The 21,694-nt window shown below is 66.7% G+C and carries 14 protein-coding genes; 8 read left to right on the forward strand and 6 right to left on the reverse strand.

What is annotated here, in order from left to right; all coding sequences use genetic code 11:
- Positions 1-28: 28 nt before the first annotated feature.
- Positions 29-4,492, reverse strand: a complete 4,464-nt coding sequence (locus A3CW_RS0101680) for a YhdP family phospholipid transporter (RefSeq protein WP_028202017.1) — start codon at positions 4,490-4,492, stop codon at positions 29-31.
- Positions 4,493-4,799: 307 nt separating this feature from the next.
- Between A3CW_RS0101680 and glnE the strand changes: the two genes are divergently transcribed.
- Positions 4,800-7,619 carry a bifunctional [glutamate--ammonia ligase]-adenylyl-L-tyrosine phosphorylase/[glutamate--ammonia-ligase] adenylyltransferase gene (glnE, locus tag A3CW_RS0101685; protein WP_028202018.1) on the forward strand — a complete coding sequence of 940 codons (2,820 nt, stop codon included), beginning with the start codon at positions 4,800-4,802 and terminating at the stop codon, positions 7,617-7,619.
- Here the strand turns inward: glnE and A3CW_RS0101690 are convergent.
- The 4 genes from A3CW_RS0101690 to A3CW_RS0101705 all read right to left on the reverse strand — a co-directional run bounded on the left by A3CW_RS0101690 (position 7,616) and on the right by A3CW_RS0101705 (position 11,002).
- Complete coding sequence (locus A3CW_RS0101690) at positions 7,616-7,936, reverse strand: type II toxin-antitoxin system RelE/ParE family toxin (protein WP_028202019.1); 321 nt, start codon at positions 7,934-7,936, stop codon at positions 7,616-7,618. The two genes, glnE and A3CW_RS0101690, sit on opposite strands and share 4 nt — an antisense overlap.
- A complete protein-coding gene (locus tag A3CW_RS0101695) occupies positions 7,933-8,214 on the reverse strand; it encodes a type II toxin-antitoxin system Phd/YefM family antitoxin (RefSeq protein ID WP_028202020.1) in 282 nt (93 codons plus the stop codon). Before A3CW_RS0101695 ends, A3CW_RS0101690 begins: the two co-directional genes overlap by 4 nt.
- Before the next feature lie 100 nt (positions 8,215-8,314).
- The gene (gene recN / locus A3CW_RS0101700; protein ID WP_028202021.1) at positions 8,315-9,994 is read right to left on the reverse strand and encodes a DNA repair protein RecN; all 1,680 of its coding nucleotides are present in this window, start codon (positions 9,992-9,994) and stop codon (positions 8,315-8,317) included.
- Between the two features lie 96 nt (positions 9,995-10,090).
- Positions 10,091-11,002 carry an NAD kinase gene (locus tag A3CW_RS0101705; RefSeq protein WP_028202022.1) on the reverse strand — a complete coding sequence of 304 codons (912 nt, stop codon included), beginning with the start codon at positions 11,000-11,002 and terminating at the stop codon, positions 10,091-10,093.
- Positions 11,003-11,274: 272 nt separating this feature from the next.
- Here A3CW_RS0101705 and hrcA point away from each other — a divergent pair, with 272 nt between their 5' ends.
- The 7 genes from hrcA (at position 11,275) to pabB (ending at position 20,767) form a co-directional block, all read left to right on the forward strand.
- On the forward strand, positions 11,275-12,294 hold the full coding sequence (gene hrcA / locus A3CW_RS0101710; RefSeq protein ID WP_028202023.1) for a heat-inducible transcriptional repressor HrcA: 1,020 nt from the start codon (positions 11,275-11,277) through the stop codon (positions 12,292-12,294).
- Between the two features lie 220 nt (positions 12,295-12,514).
- On the forward strand, positions 12,515-13,582 hold the full coding sequence (gene hemH, locus A3CW_RS0101715) for a ferrochelatase (protein WP_028202024.1): 1,068 nt from the start codon (positions 12,515-12,517) through the stop codon (positions 13,580-13,582).
- A 47-nt stretch (positions 13,583-13,629) separates the two neighbouring features.
- The gene (locus A3CW_RS0101720; protein ID WP_028202025.1) at positions 13,630-14,037 is read left to right on the forward strand and encodes an RNA-binding S4 domain-containing protein; all 408 of its coding nucleotides are present in this window, start codon (positions 13,630-13,632) and stop codon (positions 14,035-14,037) included.
- A gap of 547 nt (positions 14,038-14,584) precedes the next feature.
- Entirely contained in the window at positions 14,585-15,187 is a 603-nt protein-coding gene (gene grpE / locus A3CW_RS0101725) for a nucleotide exchange factor GrpE (protein WP_028202026.1), read from the forward strand.
- Positions 15,188-15,437: 250 nt separating this feature from the next.
- Positions 15,438-17,384 (forward strand): molecular chaperone DnaK, encoded by a 1,947-nt coding sequence (dnaK, locus tag A3CW_RS0101730; protein ID WP_028202027.1) that lies wholly within the window; start codon positions 15,438-15,440, stop codon positions 17,382-17,384.
- Positions 17,385-17,666: 282 nt separating this feature from the next.
- On the forward strand, positions 17,667-18,803 hold the full coding sequence (gene dnaJ, locus A3CW_RS0101735) for a molecular chaperone DnaJ (RefSeq protein WP_028202028.1): 1,137 nt from the start codon (positions 17,667-17,669) through the stop codon (positions 18,801-18,803).
- A 56-nt stretch (positions 18,804-18,859) separates the two neighbouring features.
- Positions 18,860-20,767, forward strand: coding sequence for an aminodeoxychorismate synthase component I (gene pabB, locus A3CW_RS0101740; RefSeq protein WP_051481105.1), 1,908 nt, complete (start codon positions 18,860-18,862; stop codon positions 20,765-20,767).
- 82 nt (positions 20,768-20,849) lie between these two features.
- Here the strand turns inward: pabB and panB are convergent, their stop codons facing one another.
- Positions 20,850-21,665 carry a 3-methyl-2-oxobutanoate hydroxymethyltransferase gene (gene panB, locus A3CW_RS0101745; RefSeq protein ID WP_028202030.1) on the reverse strand — a complete coding sequence of 272 codons (816 nt, stop codon included), beginning with the start codon at positions 21,663-21,665 and terminating at the stop codon, positions 20,850-20,852.
- Positions 21,666-21,694: the final 29 nt, after the last annotated feature.

Raw genomic sequence — 21,694 nt, forward strand, 5'->3', positions numbered from 1 at the left:
CGCACCTGGCGGCAACTCAGTGCGCAAGTCAGTGCACTGTGGCCGGCGACTGCGCGTCCATCTTACCCTGATCGCCATGCAGCCGCTCGACGTGCGGTTTGGCCCACGGGCCCGTGATCGCGAAGTCCATCGCGAACGCGTGCTCGAGCGTTTGCGAGAGCACGACGTCGCCGATCAGCGCGCCGAGGCCGAAGAGCGGATTGATGATGGCCGCCGCGATCACGCCCGCGCCCGCGCTGACCGTCGGCACCACGTGGACGCGCAGGTCCTGGGTTTCGTGCGCGAGGTCGACGCTGCCCGCCATCGTTGCGCGCCCGGGGGCGGTGACGAGCTTGAAATCGTTAGTGCTGCCGATGCCGTTCTGGATCTGCGCGGTGGCCGTCGCGCTCGTGAAGGGCAGGCCTTCGCCGATGATGTCGCGGAAGTCCGTCGTGACGAAGCGCGCGAGGCTTTGCAGGCTCAGCACGCCGAGCAGCCTTGCCACGCCCGGATCGACCTTGAGGATCTGGCCGTGACGCAGGTCGAGCGTGAGGTTGCCGTTGAGCGACGGGAAGTCGATGCGCGAGGGGCCGCCTTGCCATTCCAGGTTGCCCGAGAGCGTGCCCGAGCCGCTCTTGAGCACGTGCGGCTTGCCCGCGCGTACGAGCAGCGCGCCAGCGTCCTTGATGTCCAGATGGAAGTCTAGCGCCGTGCGACGCGGCGTTTGCATGCCGGCGGCGGCCGAGTCGTCGCCGGCTGCCGTGTCGCCCACCGCGCGCCAGTTTTCCGTGGCGGTGAGGTGTGCGTCCGGGTTGCTGATGTCGAGCTGGTCGAGCTGCCAGACCGGCACGCCGTTGTCGTCGAAGTTGTGCGCGTTCACCTGGAGGCGGCCGAGATCGCGGTCGCGCACGATGAGCTGGTTCACGACGAGGTCGATCGACGGCATGTTCTGCGCGGGCTGCGACATCGCCTGGCCGAGCAGGTCGTTTTCGGTGGCGGCGGGCACGGTGAGGCGCGCGAGCCGCGCTTCGAGTGTGCCAGGCGCGCCCGGCACGGCGCCCGGCTTCCACGAGACGTGGCCCGAGACCTGGTTGGAGGCGACGTTGGCCTGCCATTCGTTGCCGCGCTCGCCGATGCGCGACGCGCCGAGCACGACGTTCTCCCAGTGGCGCTTGAGCAGCGTGAGCATGCCGACGTGGACCGCGAAGCGCGACGGCAGGAACTGGCCGACCGCGCCATTGGGCGCGAGCGCAGACGAGGCGGCGGTCGGCGCGGCCGCCGTGGTGGCCGATGCCGGGCTTTGCGGCGCGGCGGCGGCGGTGTTGTCCGCTTGCAGTTCGGAGGCGGCGCCCGGAGCCGCGTTTCGAGCCATCCGCTCTGCCGCTCTTTCTGCCGCGGTTCGCGGCGGGGGAACCGGCGCCTGGACTCCGCTCGCCGCCGCGCTCGCCGCTGTCGGGCCCTGGGCCTGCGCCGCTACGGTCCCGCGCAACTGCTGCACCACGGCGCGCCAGGCGTCGGCGTCGAAGGTGGGCAGATCGACGGCGGCGGTCACGCCTTCCGAGGGCAGATCGGCCGGGCGGTTCATGCCGATCGCGCCGCGCACCACTTCCGGTACGTGACCCGGATGGCGTCGCATCACGTAACGCGCGGCAAGCGGGCCGAGCGTGAGTTCTGCGTGTTCGAAGGCGGCGTCGTCGGCCCTGGCGTCGGCGCCGATGGCGGATTCGGCGGGCACGCCCGTGCCCGGCTGCAATTCGAAGTTCAGCGGCATCGGCGTGCCGGCCGCCTTGCCGAACGGCGCGGGCAGGTCGAGCGCGAGGCCGGTGAGATCGGCGTTGGCCTTCACGTCGGGCAGGCGGCCGCGCTGGCCGGCCACCGAAAGCGAGTAGGGCGCAGCACCCGCGAGGCGCCCGAGCGCCGCCGCCGCCATGCCATGCAGGTTCAGGCCGCGCGCCGCATCGACGGCGACGTCGCCGGCCACGTCCACCTTATAGTGCCCGTCGTCGCGCATGCCACCGCTTGCGCGCAGATCGCCGCCGAGAAAGCGCGCCGTGAGCCGGTCGACATTGGCGCTGTGGTTCGTGAAGCGCACCCGGCCGGTGAGATTCGAGACGGGCGGCACGTTGTTGGCGGTGAGCGTGTTGTTCTCGAAGCCGATGGCACCCGCGAGCAGCACCTTCGGCATCGGATGGCGCGGGATCGTGAGCTTGAGCGCGAGCGTTGACTGCCCTTGCGCGCGCACCTTCTCGGTGGCGTGCTTCGAGATGTAGCCGATCGAGCTGTTGTCCGCGTAGTCGAGCAGGTCCGCGAGCGGACCGCGCCCGCTGCCCTCGATCACGATATCGGAGCCCTTGACGCCCAGCTCCTCGATGCGTCCGCTCACGTTGCGCAGCACGAAGTTGCGGTAGTGGCCTCGATCGACGTCGAAGCGCAGCTTGTTCTCATGCATCTTGAACACGCCGTCGATGCCGTCGAATGCCGGCCAGACGTTCGGCGCGCCGTTGCGCATCTTGCGCGGCGGGAACGGCGACGGGTCGAAGCGCCCGCCCGTGAACGGCGCGACGATGCGGAACTGGCCCGCGTCGGGGTCGCGCGAGTAGGGGAATTTGGTGAGGTCGCCGTGGATCTCGATCGTCGCGCCCTTCGAGCGCCCCGCTTGCAGGCCGTGACCGAGGTAGATGCGCGTCTTCTCGCTGATAGCGGTGGGCAGGTAACGCGGGATGGCCTTGACCTTGGCCTCGTCGAAGTGGGCGACGAGGTCGAGCGAGCCGCGCCCTTTGCCGGGATTCGTGTAGTGCGCGGTCATCTTCGCGCGCGCGTCGGCGTTCTCGATACCCAGGCTCGCGACATCGACGGTGAACGCCTTCATCCGGTTGCCGGGCTCGCGCTCGGCGGCCACGGCCCATTTGGCCGCGCCGTAGAGCCGGTCGAGCGTGAGGCGCGGATTGTCGAACACGCCGGGCAGCGTGATGGCGACGTTGTCCGTGTCGAGGTTGATGGTGCCGTGCGACTCGTCGGCGTCGATGTGCCCCCAGAGGTTCTCGACCCCCGGCAGGCCCGCGCGCGGGTGACCGCGCGGCGTGAGGCCCGGCCCCGGCTCCTGCGCGTTCACGCTGATACCCTGCAGGTCGCCCTTGAAGCGATAGTGGGTGACCGGCTCGACGCTCGTGGAGCGCTGCTCGGCGGCCGCTTCGCCCGACTCGGGCTTCGCGCGCTCGAGGGAGAGATCGTAGTTCGCCACCAGCCCGCGCGGGTCGAAGCGCACGAGCGCGCCCTGCACGCGCCCGGGCAGCGGCAGCGCGCGCATGAACTCGGCGAGGATGCCGAGATCGATGCGGTCGCCGCGCACGCTCATGAGCTGGCCGTGCTGGAGCGTTTGCTGGCGAAAGCGCGCGTCGAGCGTCGTGAGGGCGAGCGAGCGCGTGAGCGGCGTGCCGTCGTCGAGCGGCGGTTGGCCCAGTTCCGCGTGCATGTCGCGCAGCTTGAGCGAGTAGTCGCCGGGCTGGATGCCCATGCTCCAGTGGAAGCTCGCGACCGGCATGTCGAGCAGCGGCTGGGTGGGCCGCGTGCGCAGCGATATGTTTGCGCCTTCTAGCGCGCCGCTCGCCTCGAGGATGCGCCCGTTCGAAAAGTGCGCCCAGATCGAGTTGTCGATGCGCCCCGCGTAGGTGGCGATCGGGAAGTTGATGTAGCGCGCGAGCGTGGGCAGATCGACGGGACCGGTCGAGAGGTAGGTGTCGCCCGTCCAGCTGATCGGCTTGCCGGCCTGCGCGTAGTGCGCATGCGTGAAGTGCGCGCGGAAGTCGAGCGGGCCGTGCAGCACGGTGCCCTCGGCCGGCGCCTGGAGCGCGACGCGGTGCTCGTAGCCGTCGTTGAGAATCGCGAGGCGGATGTGCGAGAGCGCGAGGTCGGGCACGTCGCGCGTGGCGTCGTGCCAGCGCAGCGTGCCGCCGCGCAGCACGACGGCCTGCTGGCGCATGAGCCAGGTCGTGAAGGTGGCGTTGCCCGTATGTGCGGTGGGCACCGGCACGCCAGCCACGGTGAGCGTGCCGTCGTCCTCGCGCGCGATGTGCACGTCGGGCTGCTCGACCACGATGCTCGAGAGCAGCGGCTCGAGCAGCACGACCGAGCGCCACGATACCGAGGCCGTGGCGTGCGGCACGTCGAGCGCGATGTTGCCGTGGCGGTCGCGAATCGTCAGATCAGTGACGTCGATGCCGGGCTGGAAGCCCGACCAGTGCGGCGCGAGCTTGCCGATGCGGAACTCGGCGTGAATCTTCGAGGAGACGAGCTGCTCGATGCGCGGACGGAAGTTGTCCACGTACGGCAGCACGACGTAGCGCAGCCCGAGCAGCAGGACCGAGACGATGAAATACAGGACGAGCGCGATGATCGCCAGCACGCGCAGCGTCTGGCGCAGTACCGGGTGATGATGGTGCGGACCCCCTGGCTCGGTAGCCTGGCTGGCATGTCCAGATTGGGGTAGGCCGGCGTGATCGTTTCGCTCGGACATGCTGCGGCGGGTGGGGTATGGTAGCGTTGCGTTCTAACGACGAAATGTATCACAGAGGGCCGCCAGAACGCCCATCCGGGGAAGCCGGGATGGCCATGCGGCGCGTGACACGCATGATTTTTTGCACTGCGGCGGCGGCTATGCCGGACGCATCGGCGAGGCGGATCGCGAGAGCCGGTGGGCGGTGCGCGCGTGGCGCGGGGCGAACCCTCGCGGTCGAGCCATCGGTATCGGCATCGTCACACTGGCATCGTCTTCAACCCAGGCGCGCGACACGACCGCGAGCCTTCCCGGCAAGCAGCACTTCATGACTGACATCCCTCTTCTGAGTTCCAGCTATTCCCGTTATGCAGCACGTGCTTACGCCGCGCGTCCCGAACTGGCGGCGCAGGTCGAGGCGCTGGCCGCCGCGCCGCTCTCGCGCGAACGCATCGTCGCGCGGCTCGACGCGTTGAGTGGGCAACTGCTCGCTGCAGCAAACGCCGCACCCGGCGCACCGCTGGGCGACGAGCAGTTAAAGAAGGTCCTGCGCCAGCTGCGCGTGGAAGTGATCGGCGCCGTGATGGAGCGGGATCTCGGCGGCGTGGCCGACGTCGCCGAAGTGACCGGCAGCATGACCGATCTGGCCGAAGTCACGATCCAGCGCGCGCTCGCCTGCGTGAGCGCCGACCTCGAGACGCTCTTCGGAGAGCCGCGCGGCCCGGGCGGCGAGCGCCTCACGCTCGGCGTGGTGGGTATGGGCAAGCTGGGCGGGCGCGAGCTGAACGTTTCGTCCGACATCGACCTGATCTTCGTTTATGAAGACGACGGCGAAACCACGGGCGGCCAGCGCTCGCCCATCGCCACGCAGGACTTCTTCACGCGCGTGGGCAAGCGCCTGATCGCCGCCTTGAGCGACGTGACGGCCGATGGCTTCGTGTTTCGCGTGGACATGCGCCTGCGCCCGAACGGCGACTCCGGGCCGCTCGTGTGCAGCCTCGGCATGCTCGAAGAGTACTTCTACGTGCAGGGCCGCGAGTGGGAGCGCTACGCGTGGATCAAGGGGCGGCTCGTTTCCGAGGACGAGAGCGACAGCGCGCTGCGTCTTGCACGCCAGCTCGATTCGCTCGTGAAGCCCTTCGTTTACCGCCGCTATCTGGACTTCGGCGTGATCAGCGCGATCCGCTCGCTGCACGTGCAGATCCGCCAGGAAGCGCAGCGGCGCGCCATGATGCGCCCCGACAAGGCCGACGACATCAAGCTCGGGCGCGGCGGGATTCGCGAGATCGAGTTCAGCGCCCAGGTGTTCCAGCTCATTCGCGGCGGCCAGGATGCGGGCTTTCGCGTGCGCCCGACGCTCGCCGTGCTCGGCTACGCTGCCGCGCGCGGACTGATCGCGCCCGATGTGTGCGGCGAGCTTACGCGCGCCTACCACTTCCTGCGCGACCTCGAGCATCGCCTGCAGTACCGCGACGACGCGCAAACGCACGCCATGCCTGTGGACGCCGAGGAGCGCGCCGCGCTCGCGAAGTCGATGGGCTTTGCCGACTACGCCGCGCTGATGACGACGCTCGATGGCCACCGCGACAACGTCGAGCGCCAGTTCGTGCAGATCTTCTCCGACAAGATGGGCGGCGAGGGCGGCTGCGGTGCGTCCGAAGACGGCGCGGCGGCATGGGTCTGGAGCGGCGCGCTCATGGAAGAGGGCGCCGAAGACTCGTTGCTCGAACGTCTCACGGAACTGGGCATCGACGACCCCGCGCCGCTGCTCGCGCGCCTGCGCGGACTCTGGCAGTCGTCGCGTTACGCGGGGCTGCCCGAGAAAAGCCGTGAGCGCTTCGACAGCGTCGCGCAGCGCGCGCTCGAAGCCGCGCGCACGCTCGAGCCGCGCGAGCGCCGCGGCGATACGCTCGCGCGCATGTTCGACCTGCTCGAAGCCGTGATCCGGCGCGGCGCGTATCTCGCGCTGCTCACCGAATACCCAGATGCGCTCAGCCGCGTGCTCAAGGTATTGGGCGGCTCTCGCTGGGCGGCGGGCTATCTGATTCGCCATCCGCAACTGCTCGACGAGCTGCTCGACGACGAGGCGGTTGCGTCGCCCTTCGACTGGCCCGAGTTCTCGCGCCTGTTGCGCGCACGGCTCGCCGCCGCCACCGACGTCGAGCAGCAGATGGACCTGCTGCGCCACGCGCACCAGGCCGAGGTGTTCCGCATCCTGCTCAACGACCTGGCGGGGCGGCTCTCGGTGGAGCACGTGAGCGACCGGCTCTCCGAACTTGCCGACGCCGTGCTCGACGCGACTATCGAGACCGTCTGGAAGCAGTTCGCCAAACGCCATCGCGAGGTGCCGCGCTTCGCGGCGATCGCTTACGGCAAGCTCGGCGGCAAGGAGCTGGGCTACGCGTCGGACCTCGACATCATCTTTCTGTACGAAGACGAGGACGAGCGCGCCTCGGAGATCTACGCGACCTTCGCGCGCCGCCTCATCACGTGGCTCACCACGGCCACTGGCGCGGGCACGCTGTTCGACGTCGATCTGCGCCTGCGGCCGAACGGCGAGTCGGGCCTGCTCGTGACCGACCTCGACGCGTTCCGCCGCTACCAGCTGCGCGAAGGGGACGCGGCGAACACGGCGTGGGTCTGGGAGCACCAGGCGCTCACGCGTGCGCGCTTCTCGGCCGGGGACGCAGCGATCGGCAGCGCCTTCGAGGCGATCCGCGTGCAGGTGCTGACCACGCCGCGCGACGCCGCGCCGCTCGCGAAGGAAATCGTGGAGATGCGCCAGCGCGTCGAAGATGGCCACCCGAACCGCACCGAACTTTTCGACCTGAAGCACGACCGCGGCGGCATGGTGGACATCGAGTTTCTCGTCCAGTACTGGGTACTGCTGCACGCGGCGCAGGACCCCGAGCTGATCCGCAACACGGGCAATATCGCGCTGCTGCGCGAGGTGTCGCGCTTCGGGCTGATGAGCGAGGAGGAGGCCGAAACGATAGGCTCGGCGTACCGGCTGTATCGCAAGCTGCAGCACCAGTTGCGGCTCGACGGCATGGAGAAGGCGCGTGTCGATCCGGCGCGTGTGGAGCGCGAGCGCGAGGCCGTGCTGGCGTTGTGGAAGCGCGTGTTTGGGGAGCGGGGGGAGGCTTAGGGCCTCAGCAGAAGCCTGGCCAGAACGTCCTTCAGGTCTCTGCGAGTGTCGACGATCAAATGGATATAGATCATCGGATCGTCGATCTCGTAGACGATGCGGTTCATGCCGCTCACTATCTGCCGATAGTTCGGAACGCCCAGCTCCGCGAGTTCGTGAGGAATGTGCCCATTACGGGGAAATGCCTCGAGTTGTTCGATATCGCCGCGAATCTTCGCGGACGTTTCGCGCCAGGCTTTTTGGCCGAATTTGGCGATCACGTAGCGTCGGATGTCTTGCAGGTCGGTGCGCGCCGACTGGAGGAAGACGGCCTTCATGCAATACCGTCGTCCTTGTCCATCTGCTCCAGTTCAGCGAAAACATCACTTGCGGGAATGAAGCGACCGGCTTCGATTTCCTTGCGCCCCAGGGTCAGAATCTTCAGAAGTGCTAACGTCTGCTGCATGTCCTCGTAGGATTGTGCGTCCTGCACGACGACCCTGGCTTCGCCGTTCTGGGTAATCAGCATCGGCTCGCCACTTTCCGTGATCTCGCGGACGATCTCGGCGGCGTGGCTCTTCAGATAGCTGATTGGTTTGACCTGGCTGGGCTTCATTTCCGTTCCTCGGGCTAGCAGTCTATGGGTCTAAATATAGACCTAAATTCGGACTGATTGGAGGCTATATTTGGGGTTATATCAACGGAAAAGTACGCCCTCAAGCCGCCAACATCTCCTTCGCATGCCGCCGGGTCGTCGCGGTAATCTCCAGCCCGCCCAGCATGCGCGCGACTTCTTCCACCCGGCCGCCCTTGTCGAGCGGTGTGACGTCCGAGACCGTGCCGCCGTTGCCGTCGCCGGACTTCGCCACCTGGAAGTGGTGATCGCCGCGCGCCGCGACCTGCGGCAAGTGCGTGACGCACAGCACCTGGCGTGCGCGCCCGAGCTGGTGCAGCAGGCGGCCCACCACTTCGGCTACGCCCCCGCCAATGCCCGTATCGACTTCGTCGAAAATCAGCGTGGGCGTGGGGCTCGCCGCGCTCGCGATCACGGCGAGCGCGAGGCTGATGCGCGCGAGCTCGCCGCCCGAGGCGATCTTCGCGAGCGGACGCAGCGGCACGCCGGCGTGGCCCGCCACGCGGAATTCGATCTGCTCCAGACCGTGCGCGCTGCCGATCGGCTCGCCGGTCGAGCTGCTGCCGAGCGCCACGAGCGCGACTTCGAAGCTGCCGCCCGCCATCGACAGTTCCTGCATGCCTTGCGTGACCGCCGTGCCGAGCGCCTTCGCCGCCTTGGCGCGCGCCTTCGAGAGCTGGCGCGCCTGTGCGAGATAGGCGTCCTGCGCCTTCTGCCCGGCGGCGCGCAGGCCGTCGAGATCGGACGCGGCGTCGAGCGCCGCGAGCTGCTGGCGGCGTGCCGCGTGTTCCTCGGGCAGCGTCTCGGCCGGCAGGCGGAACTTGCGCGCCGTCGAATGCAGCGCGTCGAGGCGCCGTTCGACCTGCGCGAGATGTTGCGGATCGAGATCGAGGCGCTGCGCGTAATGCGAGAGCGAGTACGCCGCTTCCTGAATCTGGATCGCGGCGGGTTCGAGCGCGGCGAGCGCGTCGTCGAGCTCGGCGTCGACTTCGGCGAGAGAGCGCAGCTTCGAGACGATCGAGTTCAGCTGCGAGAGCATCGCTTCGTCGGATTCCGATAACGCCGCGAGCGCGCCTTGCACGCCTTCGATCAGGTTGGCCGAGTTCGAAAGCCGCACGTGCTCCGCGTTCACTTCCTCCCATTCGCCCGGCTGCGGCGCGAGCTTGTCGAGCTCGGCGAGCTGCCACGCGAGGCGCTCGCGCTCGAGCTGCAGCTCGCGGTCGCGCGACATGGCGCTTTGCAGTGCGAGACGCGCGTCGCGCGCGTCGCGCCATGCGCGCGTGACGGTGGCGGCGAGATCCGTGAGGCCTGCGTGCGTGTCGAACAGTTCGCGCTGCGCGTCGGGGCGCATGAGCAGTTGGTGCGCATGCTGGCCGTGGATGTCCACGAGCATTTCGCCCAGCTCGCGCAGCTGCGCGAGCGTGGCCGGCGTGCCGTTGATGAAGGCACGCGAGCGCCCGCCGCTGTCCACCACGCGGCGCATCATGACCGTGTGCTCGCCATCGCCGTTCGTGAGCGCCTGCTCGTCGAGCCAATGCGCGGCATGCGCGGGCACATCGAACTCGGCGGTGATGTCGGCGCGGCTCTCGCCCGTGCGCACCACGCTCGCGTCGGCGCGCGTGCCAAGCGTGAGGGCGAGGGCGTCGATCAGGATCGACTTGCCAGCGCCCGTCTCGCCGGAAAACACGGTGAAGCCGCTGTCGAATTCGAGGTCGAGCGCGGCGACGATCACGAAGTCGCGAATCGAGAGATGGCGAAGCATGGCGTCTGGTTCTGCTCTTTTTGGATTGGCTTTGATGACCGTGGGACGGCTGGCTGCATGGCAACGGCCCCGCGCGCTTCACGCGAAGACGCGGGTTTAGTCCTCCGGATCGCCCTGCAGCGAGGGGTGCTCGTTCCAGTGCAGCTTCTTGCGCAGCGTGCGGTAGTAGCTGTAGCCGACCGGGTGCAGGAAGGGCACGGTGTGGCGCGAGCGGCGCACCTCGATCACGTCGTTCAGCTCCAGCGCCGTGAACGACTGCATGTCGAAGTTCACGTTGACGTCGCGGCCCGCCACGATCTGGATGCTCACCTTGCAGTCGTCGGGCAGCACGATCGGGCGGTTCGAGAGCGCGTGCGGCGCGATCGGCACGAGCACGATGCCTTGCAGCTGCGGATGCAGGATCGGCCCCTGCGACGACAGCGCGTAGGCGGTCGAGCCCGTGGGCGTCGCGACGATCAGACCGTCGGAGCGCTGGTTGTACATGAAGCGGCCATCCACGTTCACACGCAGTTCGGCCATGCCCGAAAAGCCGCTCCGGTTCACGACCACGTCGTTGAAGGCGAGCGCGTGGTAGATCGGGTCGCCGTCGCGCGTGATGCGCGACTCCAGCAGCGAGCGTTCCTCGCGCTCGAACGAGCCCGCGAGCAGTTGCGGCACGACCTCCTGCATCTCGGAGAACGCGATGTCGGTAATGAAGCCAAGCCGCCCGTGGTTGATGCCGATGAGCGGCGTGCGGTAGGGCGCGAGCTGGCGGCCGATGCCGAGCATCGTGCCGTCGCCGCCGAGCACGACGGCCACGTCCGCGCGCGCGCCGATTTCGGCCGGCTGCAGCGCGGGATAGCCTTGCGCGCCGATTTCCTCTGCGGTCTGCGCTTCGAACACGACCTCGAAGCCGCGCTTCGAAATGGTCTGGGCGAGCGCCGTCAGCGGCTCGGCAATGCCTGGCGTATTGCTGCGCCCAACGAGCGCAACCGTCTTGAACTGGCTCTGGATCTTCTGGATCTGCATGCCGGCATTACACCATAGTCAGGTCACGAAAAGAACCTGGCGCAAGCCGGGTGCGGCCCGCCAGGCCTTGCGCGCCGCGCCCTCCAGCCCGAAGCCGGTGACACGGCGATGACAACGCGCGTTGTGCCGGGCGAGGGGGCGTGCAATGTGTCGTGCAATCCGCCGGGCGACGGCGGCCGATACCGGCCCGCCCCGCCCTGCGGGCAGGCCCGCCGGGCCCGGCCTGGCGGCGCACTCGCAGGCAACCCGCCATTAGGCTAAAATTTTGAGTCATGCTAGATCCTCGCGCACAAACCCTCCTCAAGACGCTGATCGAGCGCTACATCGCCGAAGGTCAGCCGGTCGGCTCGCGCACGCTGTCGCGCTATTCCGGCCTGGAGTTGAGCCCGGCGACGATCCGCAACGTCATGTCGGACCTCGAGGAGCTGGGTCTCGTGTCCAGCCCGCATACCTCGGCCGGGCGTGTGCCCACGCCGCGCGGATATCGCCTGTTCGTCGACACCATGCTCACCGTCGAGCCCAGCTCCGACGATGACGCGCTCACGCGCGCGGTGAAGACCACGCTGCGCCCCGGCGAGCCGCAGAAAGTGGTGGCGGCGGCCGCCAGCGTGCTGTCGAACCTCTCGCAGTTCGCGGGCGTGGTGCTGACGCCCCGGCGCAGCCACGTGTTCAAGCAGATCGAGTTCATGCGCCTGTCCGACAAGCGCATCCTGCTCATCATCGTAACGCCCGAAGGCGACGTGCAGAACCGCATCATGGCGACGCAGCGCGACTTCACGCCTTCCGAGCTCATCGAAGCCTCGAATTACATCAACGCGCACTTCGCGGGCCTGTCGTTCGACGAGGTGCGCCGCCGCCTGCGCGAGGAAATCGACGCGCTGCGCGGCGACATGACCACGCTCATGCACGCGGCCGTGACCGCGAGCACCGAAGAGCCCGAAAGCGGCGACACCTTGCTCATTTCCGGCGAGCGCAACCTGCTCGAAGTGGCCGACCTTTCCTCGGACATGGCGCGCCTGCGCAAGCTCTTCGACGTGTTCGACCAGAAAACCAGCCTCCTGCAGCTGCTCGACGTCTCGAGCCACGCGCAGGGCGTGCAGATTTTCATTGGCGGCGAGTCGCAACTCGTGCCGATCGAGGAAATGAGCGTGGTGACGGCTCCCTACGAGGTGAACGGCAAGATCGTCGGCACGCTCGGCGTGATCGGGCCGACGCGCATGGCGTACAACCGGGTGATCCCGATCGTCGACATCACTGCGCGCCTGCTCTCGCTCACGCTCAGCCAGAACTGAGCGCCGCATCGGGCATACCGGCATCGGGCACACCGGGCATCGGGCACACCCGCCTTTCCGACGATCATCCCCGCAAGGCGTGGCGCGCGCCATCGGCCGAATGGCCAACGCGCGGTGAGTCGCTGCGTCGCGGCTCCGGCTTGGCCCGTCAGGGCCGCCCGCTATAATGCTTGTTTCATGCAACCGTTGCTGCGCATTCGCGCGGCGCCACTGATCGCCTATGCGTTTCGACCTGGAGCGGCCTTCGCAGTCCGCCGCGGCGCATCGCGTCGCCGTGCTGCTCATCAACCTGGGCACGCCGGACGCGCCCACGCCGCGCGCCGTGCGCCGCTATCTCGCGCAGTTTCTCTCGGATCCGCGCGTGGTCGAGATTCCGGCGCCGGTCTGGCAGGTCATCCTGCGCGCGCTGATCCTGCCGTTTCGCGGCCGTTCTTCGGCGAAGAAGTACGCGGCGGTCTGGACGCCCGAGGGTTCGCCGCTGCGCGTGCACACGCAGAAGCAGACCGACGGCCTGCGCCATCTGCTGCAGATCAACGACTACACGGTCCTCGTCGATTACGCGATGCGCTACGGCACGCCCGACATCCCGGCGATACTGAACCAGCTCAAGCTGGCGGGCGCGGAACGCATCCTGCTCATGCCGATGTACCCGCAGTACTCGTCGTCGACCACGGCCACGGCGTTCGACGCGGCCTTTGCCGCGCTGCGCCGCATGCGCAACCAGCCGGAAATCCGCACGGTGCGCGGCTATCACGACCATCCGGCGTATATCGCGGCGCTCGCGGCCCAGGTGCATCAGTACTGGCACGCGCACGGCAAACCCAATTTCGCGGCGGGCGACCGGCTCGTGCTGAGTTTTCACGGCGTGCCGAGCCGTACGCTCGATCTGGGCGACCCGTACCACGACCAGTGCCAGCAAACGGCCACGCTCCTAATGCACGCGCTGGAGCTGACGCCGGTCGAATGCCGGGTGACGTTCCAGTCGCGCTTTGGGCGGGCGCAGTGGCTCCAGCCGTACACGGCGCCCACGCTGCGGGAACTGGGCGCGGGCGGCGTGCGCCGTGCGGACGTGTTCTGCCCCGGTTTCACGGCGGATTGCCTTGAAACCATCGAGGAAATCGGCATGGAAGTGCGCGACGAGTTCCTGCACGGCGGCGGCAAGGAGTTTCACCGCATTGCGTGCCTGAATGCCTCGCCGGCGTGGATCGCGGCGCTAGGCGAGATTGTTGCGCAGCACCTGCAGGGCTGGCCCGTGCAGGCCGCAGCGCCGGCTGGCGCAGTGGCCTGACCGAGCGGACTGAGCGTGAACTGAGCGGCGCATCCGGAAAGCTTCTGATGAACTACAAGATTTCGACTGAACCTGGCGCGCGGCTGCGCATCGACAAATGGTTATGGGCGGCGCGCTTCTTCAAGACGCGCTCGCTGGCCTCGGACGCCGTGGGCAAGGGGCATGTGCGCATTGGCGGCGATGCCGTGAAGGCGTCGAAGGACGTGCGCGTGGGTGACCTCGTCGAAATCGAGATCGATCACGTGGTCTGGGAAGTGCAGGTGCTGGGGATTTGCGAGGTGCGCGGACCCGCGAGCATCGCGCAGACGCTCTATGCGGAAACCCAGGCCGGGCGCGAGAGGCGCGCGGCGGAGCAGGACCGGCGCCGGCTCTTTCGCGAACCGGCTGCCGTGTTGCAGGGCAGGCCGACCAAGCGCGACCGCCGCACTATCGACAAATTTTCGCGTGAGGGTTGAAGAGCGCTTCCATCGTAGCGTGCACGCCCCCGTATTCCGTCGTGTTTTCGTTCACGGCGCCCGACATGCAGATGGTCGTAGTTCCGGCGATGAGTACCAGCGCGACCACCGATATGGCAAAGGTCAGTTTCACGGTACTCCCCTTGGGATCGCAGCAAAACGGCCAGTTTCGAGGCCCGGTTAGCGTTTTTATGCGCGGGGATGCCGCTAAAAAATGTGCTGACCGTGGGCCCATTCGGTGCGGTGCCGCGCTCAGGGTAAACGCGCCATGAGCAGCACCTGTTCCTGAGTGTAGGTCAGGGATGTCCCTTACTCAATTTCATTTTTGCGGCGCTGCAGTAATGGTTGTTACGGGCGATTTCGCGGCCTGGATCTCTGTATAAAAAAGCCGCGGGAGCCCCTTGAAACAAGCGATCCGGCACCCATGTGCTGTCGCAATGCACGAAGCCTCTGTCGCGTTGGCGCAACGGTCGTCGGCGCGGTAGAGCGGGTCGCGGAATGGCGCCCGAAGCTTTGTTCCCTTTTTCACTATTCAACGTTCAGCGACATGGAAAACACGCAAGAGAACCCGACGAGCCAGAACCCCACGCCCGCGGACGAGGCGCCGCAAGCAGCCCAGCCCCAAAAGGCTGACGCCGCCGAGCAGGCAGCCCAAGGCGGCGTGGACCAGAACGCTGCGGCGCCTGCCGAGGCCGCACTGGCCGAAGCCCAGCTCAACGAAGCCCGAGCGAAGGTCGCCGAGTTGCAGGACGCCTTCGTCCGCGCCAAGGCCGAGACCGAGAACGTCCGACGCCGCGCGCAGGAAGACGTCGCCAAGGCGCACAAGTTCGCGATCGAAAACTTCGCCGAGCATCTGCTACCGGTGATGGACAGCCTCGAAGCCGCACTCAGCCATAACTCGGACGACCTCGCCAAGGTCAACGAAGGCGTCGAGCTCACGCTCAGGCAGCTGACCGGCGCGCTCGAGAAGGGCAAGGTCCTCGCCATCAACCCCGTGGGCGAGAAGTTCGATCCGCACCGTCACCAGGCTATCTCGATGGTGCCGTCCGAGCAGGAAGCGAACACGGTGGTCAGCGTGCTGCAAAAGGGCTATGTGATTGCCGATCGCGTGCTGCGTCCGGCGCTCGTGACCGTTTCGGCACCGAAGTAAGAAGAATGTAAGAAGCGCGGCGGCGTGAAGGAACCAAAAGGAACCCAAACGGCCCTGCGATTGAAAAAAATGATGGAACGCATAGCCCAAACCCCTTGAAATCGCCGTAGCGGCACTTATTTGGGCAGTAGTTCCGTATTGAAGTGGACGCCAGCCGCGCACAAGGGAAAACGCGGCTCGAGCAGGCAGTTACCTGCGCAGCGCGAAAGCGGCGTCCGCACAGCGACCAAAATCTGGAGATTTGACAAAAATGGGCAAAATCATTGGTATTGACCTCGGCACCACCAACTCGTGCGTGGCGCTGATGGAAGGCAATCAGGTCAAGGTGATCGAGAACTCGGAAGGCGCCCGTACCACGCCGTCGATCATCGCCTACATGGACGACAACGAAGTGCTGGTCGGCGCGCCGGCCAAGCGCCAGTCGGTTACCAACCCGCGCAACACGCTGTACGCAGTCAAGCGCCTGATCGGCCGCCGCTTCGAAGAGAAGGAAGTGCAGAAGGACATCGGTCTGATGCCCTACAAGATCGTCAAGCACGACAACGGCGACGCCTGGGTCGAGGCGCACGGCTCGAAGCTCGCGCCGTCGCAGGTTTCGGCTGAAGTGCTGCGCAAGATGAAGAAGACCGCTGAAGACTACCTCGGCGAGCCGGTCACCGAAGCCGTGATCACGGTTCCTGCGTACTTCAACGACAGCCAGCGTCAGGCCACCAAGGACGCAGGCCGCATCGCCGGTCTGGAAGTCAAGCGCATCATCAACGAGCCCACGGCAGCCGCACTCGCGTTCGGTCTGGACAAGGCCGAAAAGGGTGACCGCAAGATCGCCGTGTTCGACTTGGGCGGCGGCACGTTCGACATCTCGATCATCGAAATCGCCGATGTGGACGGCGAAATGCAGTTCGAAGTGCTCTCGACCAACGGCGACACGTTCCTCGGCGGCGAAGACTTCGACCAGCGCATCATCGATTACATCATCGGCGAGTTCAAGAAAGAGCAGGGCGTCGACCTCGCGAAGGACGTGCTCGCGCTGCAACGCCTGAAGGAAGCGGCTGAAAAGGCCAAGATCGAGCTGTCGTCGGGCCAGCAGACCGAAATCAACCTGCCGTACATCACGGCAGATGCTTCGGGTCCGAAGCACTTGAACCTGAAGATCACGCGCGCCAAGCTGGAAGCGCTGGTCGAAGACCTGATCGAGCGCACCATCGAGCCGTGCCGCGTGGCGATCAAGGACGCAGGCGTGAAGGTCGGCGACATCGACGACGTGATTCTCGTCGGCGGCCAGACGCGTATGCCGAAGGTGCAGGAGAAAGTGAAGGAGTTCTTCGGCAAGGATCCGCGCCGTGACGTGAACCCGGACGAAGCCGTGGCCGTTGGCGCCGCGATCCAGGGCCAGGTTCTGTCGGGCGACCGCAAGGACGTGCTGCTCCTCGACGTGACCCCGCTCTCGCTCGGTATCGAGACGCTCGGCGGCGTGATGACCAAGATGATCAACAAGAACACCACGATCCCGACCAAGCACGCACAGGTCTACTCGACGGCGGACGACAGCCAGTCGGCCGTGACGATCAAGGTGTTCCAGGGCGAGCGCGAAATGGCAGCGGGCAACAAGCTGCTGGGCGAGTTCAACCTCGAAGGCATCCCGCCCGCACCGCGCGGCGTGCCGCAGATCGAAGTGAGCTTCGACATCGACGCGAACGGTATTCTGCACGTCGGCGCGAAGGACAAGGCGACCGGCAAGGAAAACCGCATCACGATCAAGGCGAACTCGGGTCTGTCCGAAGCCGAAATCGAAAAGATGGTGAAGGACGCCGAAGCGAACGCGGAAGAAGATCACCGTCTGCGCGAGATTGCCGACGCGCGCAACCAGGGCGATGCGCTGGTTCACAGCACGAAGAAGGCCGTGGCCGAGTACGGCGACAAGATCGAAGCTAGCGAGAAGGAAGCGATCGAAGCCGCACTGAAGGACCTCGAAGAAACGCTGAAGAGCTCGTCGGCTGACAAGGCGACGATCGAGGCGAAGGTCGAGACGCTGTCGACCGCGTCGCAGAAGCTCGGCGAAAAGATGTACGCCGACATGCAGGCACAGCAGGCAGGCGCGGCGGGCGCCGCAGGTGGTGCCGGTGCTGCCGAGCAAGGCGCGCAGAACAACGCCGACGACGTGGTCGACGCCGAGTTCAAGGAAGTCAAGAAGGACTAAGTCGGTTCGTGGCGGTCATGACCGTTTTGCCTGATCAGCGAACGGTCGTGGCGCTACGAAAGCGGCCGCATCGGTTACGATGCGTGTCAGCATTGCAGCGCCTGGCGAGCCATCTGGCTCTCCGGGCACATTTGTTTTATGGAGGCCGCTCTCTTTCAGGGGCCGCCGCGGCGTGAGAAGCGCCCGTGCGGATGTTCGAAGGAACGGCAAACGGGTCACGAGATCCAGCATTCAAGAGGAGCCGGCGCGCGCCGTGAAGCGCGAGGCCGGCGTTGAACCGATATGGCGAAACGGGATTACTACGAGGTTCTGGGCGTCGCGAAGAACGCGGGCGACGACGAAATCAAGAAGGCGTATCGCAAGCTCGCGATGAAGTATCACCCCGACCGCAATCCGGACAACAAGGATGCGGAAGAGCATTTCAAGGAGGCCAAGGAGGCCTACGAAATGCTGTCGGACTCGCAAAAGCGCGCGGCTTACGACCAGTACGGCCACGCCGGTGTCGATCCCAACATGGGCGGCGCGGGCGCGCAGGGCTTCGGCGGTTTCGCGGACGCTTTCGGCGACATCTTCGGTGATATCTTCGGCCAGGCCGCTGGCGGCGCCCGCGGTGGCCAGCGCAGCGGCCCGCAGGTGTATCGCGGCGCGGACCTGCGCTACAGCATGGAAATCTCGCTGGAGCAGGCGGCGCACGGCTACGAGACGCAGATCCGCGTGCCGGGCTGGAGCGGCTGTGAAGTCTGTCACGGCTCGGGCGCGAAGCCCGGCACGAAGCCCGAAACCTGCCCGACCTGCCATGGCTCGGGTTCGGTGCGCATGTCGCAAGGCTTCTTCAGCATCCAGCAGACCTGCCCGAAGTGCCACGGCACGGGTTCCTACATTCCTGAACCCTGCACGAACTGCCACGGCGCAGGCAAGGTCAAGGAAACCAAGACGCTCGAAGTGAAGATTCCGGCGGGCATCGACGACGGCATGCGCATCCGCTCGGCCGGCAACGGCGAGCCGGGCATCAACGGCGGTCCGTCGGGCGATCTGTACGTCGAGATCCACATCAAGCAGCACGCGGTGTTCGAGCGCGACGGCGACGACCTGCATTGTCAGATGCCGATTCCGTTCACTACGGCGGCGCTGGGCGGCGAGATCGAAGTGCCGACGCTGGCGGGCCGCGCGAGCTTCACGGTGCCTGAAGGCACGCAGTCGGGCAAGACGTTCCGTCTGCGCGGCAAGGGCATCAAGGGCCTGCGTTCGAGCATTGCCGGCGATCTGTATGTGCATGTCCAGGTGGAAACGCCGGTCAAGCTCACCGATCACCAGCGCGAGATGCTGCAGCAGTTCGAGAAGTCGCTCGTGGAAGGCGGTTCGCGCCACAGCCCGCAAAGCAAGAGCTGGTTCGACCGCGTGAAGAGCTTCTTCGACTGATGCGCTTTTTCCGGCGACGCCATGCAGTAGCAGGTCAATAGCAGGTAGTTAGCGTAATGGCAGTCAATCCTGGCGGCGCGGCGGGTGATGCGACGAGTGTTGCAACTTTCGCGCTGCTCGACGACGGCGACTCGACGGCGGCTAGCCGCTCGAGCCGCCTTTATACGGGGTTCGTCCGCGAGCTTGCATGCGAGCGCGCGGCGGATCTCGACGCGGTGTGCGCGCAAGTGAACGCCGAACTGGGCAAGGGACTTCACGCGCTCGTGATTGGCGACTACGAGTTCGGGCGCACGCTCGAATTCGCAAAGCGCGACACGACCTCATCCATCGAAACGCAGCACGGCCACGCCGCGCTGCGTTTTTTATTGTTCGAACGCTGCGAAAAACGCTCGCGCGAGGAAACCGATGCGTGGCTCGCGGCGCAGGAGGGCCGTGAAGCGCCTGCGCCGGCAGGCGTGGCGGGCGTGACGACCGGTGTCGATCGCGAGCGCTTCGAGCAGGACATCGCCGCCGTGCAGGACGCCTTGCGCGCGGGCGACTCGTATCAGATCAACTACACCTACCGGCTCGGCTTCGAGGCGTACGGTTCGCCGCTCGCGCTTTACCGGCGCTTGCGCGAGCGTCAGCGCGTGCGTTATGGCGCGCTGATTGCGTTGCCGGGCGACCGCTGGGTGCTCTCGTGCTCGCCGGAGCTGTTCGTGGAGAAGTGCGGCAAAACGTTGCGCGCGAAACCGATGAAGGGCACGGCCGCACGTTCCGACGATGCAGAGCAGGACGCCGCCGCCGCGCGTTTTCTCGCCAACGATCCGAAGAACCGCGCAGAAAACGTGATGATCGTCGACCTGCTGCGCAACGACCTCTCGCGCGTCGCGCAAACAGGCTCGGTGCGCGTACCGGCGCTCTTCAGCGTGGAGCCTTACCGTTCCGTCTGGCAGATGACCTCGACCGTCGAAGCGACGCTGCGCGAAGGCACGACCTTCGCCGCCGCCATGCGCGCGCTCTTTCCGTGCGGCTCGATCACGGGCGCGCCCAAGCACCGGACAATGGAGCTGATCGAAGCGCTCGAGCATGCGCCGCGCGGGCTCTACACGGGCACGATAGGCTGGCTCGAAGCGCCCTCGGCGGGCGAGGCCTGCGGCGACTTTTGCCTCTCGGTCGTGATCCGCACGTTGACGCTCGATGCGCCATCGAGGGGCGCGGGTGCCACGCGCCGCGGTGAAATGGGCGTGGGCGCGGGCATCGTACTCGACAGCGTGGCCGCCGACGAATACGAGGAGTGCCGCTTGAAAGCCCGTTTTCTGACCGATGCCGACCCGGACATCGAATGCTTCGAAACGATGTACGCGACGCGTACAAGCGGCGTGCGCCACGCGGAGCGTCACCTCGCGCGGCTCGCGGCGAGCGCGGCGTGGCTCGGTTTCCCGTGCGACGTTCAAGCGTTGCGCGCGCGCATCGACGAAACCTGCGCCACGTTTGCAGACGATATCGCGCCACACCGTGTGCGCCTCGCGCTCGGCAAGAGCGGGGCAACTACGCTCACCAGTGCACCGCTCGCTGCGCTCGCGCACGCCGCCGTGGGCGTGCTGCTCGCGCCGGATCACGGCTTTACGCCGGTCGAATCCGCCGACGCGCTGTTGCTGCGCAAAACCACGCGCCGGGCCGATTTCGATCGCGCATGGCGCGAGGCCGAAGCGCTGGGCGGCTTCGACATGCTGTTCTTCAACGAACGCGGCGAGCTGACCGAAGGCGGCCGCTCGAACGTGTTCGTGAAGCTCGACGGCAAGTGGTTCACGCCGCCGCTCGCCTCGGGCGTGCTGCCGGGCGTGATGCGCGGCGTGCTGCTCGACGACGAAGCGTTCGGCGCACAGGAGCGCGTGCTCACGCGCGACGACGTGCTCGACGCCGAAGCCTTGATGCTCACGAACGCGCTGCGCGGCGCAGTGCCGGCGCGCCTGATTCGATGAGATCACGGTCGTAGCGCACCACAAAAAAAGCGCGCTCCAGACGGAGCGCAATTTTTTTATTCTGCGAAGCAAAGCTGCCGGATCAGAACACGTGCTCGGGCCCCGGGAACGTGCCTTCCTTCACGGCCTGCACATACGCGCGCACGGCCGATTCGATATCGGGCTGGCCCGTCATGAAGTCCTTCACGAAGCGCGGCCGCTTGCCGGGGAAAATGCCGAGCATGTCGTGCAGCACGAGCACCTGGCCCGAGCAGTCCACACCCGCGCCAATGCCGATGGTCGGAATGCGCAACTGCTTCGTGACTTCCGCGCCGAGCGCCGCGGGCACGGCCTCGATCACCACGAGCTGCGCGCCCGCGTCCTGCAGCGCCAGCGCGTCGCGAATCATCTGCGTGGCGGCCGCATCGCTCTTGCCCTGCACCTTGAAACCGCCGAACGCATGCACCGACTGCGGCGTGAGGCCGATGTGCGCACACACGGGCACGGCGCGCTCCACCAGCATCTTCACCGTGGGCGCGAGCCATTCGCCGCCCTCGATCTTCACCATCTGCGCGCCGGCGCGCATGAGCTTCACCGAGTTCGCGAACGCATCTTCGGGCGTGCCGAAGGTGCCGAACGGCAGATCGGCGATGATCAGCGCCCTGGTTTGCGCGCGCGCCACGCAGGCCGTGTGGTACGCGATGTCGTCGATGGTGACGGGCAGCGTCGTGGTGTGCCCCTGGAGCACGTTGCCGAGCGAGTCGCCGATCAGCACCGTATCGACGCCCGCGCGATCGCACAGCGCCGAGAAGCTCGCGTCGTAGCACGTCAGCATCGCGATGCGCTCGCCGGCGTCGCGCATGGCCTGGAGTTTGGGCACGGTGACCGCGCTGCGGCTCGCTTCCTGCAGGTAAGTCATGGGGAAATCCGTTGGGAAAGGGAAAATCG

Source organism: Paraburkholderia nodosa DSM 21604 (assembly GCF_000519185.1).
In the GTDB taxonomy this organism is placed as follows: Bacteria; Pseudomonadota; Gammaproteobacteria; order Burkholderiales; family Burkholderiaceae; genus Paraburkholderia; species Paraburkholderia nodosa.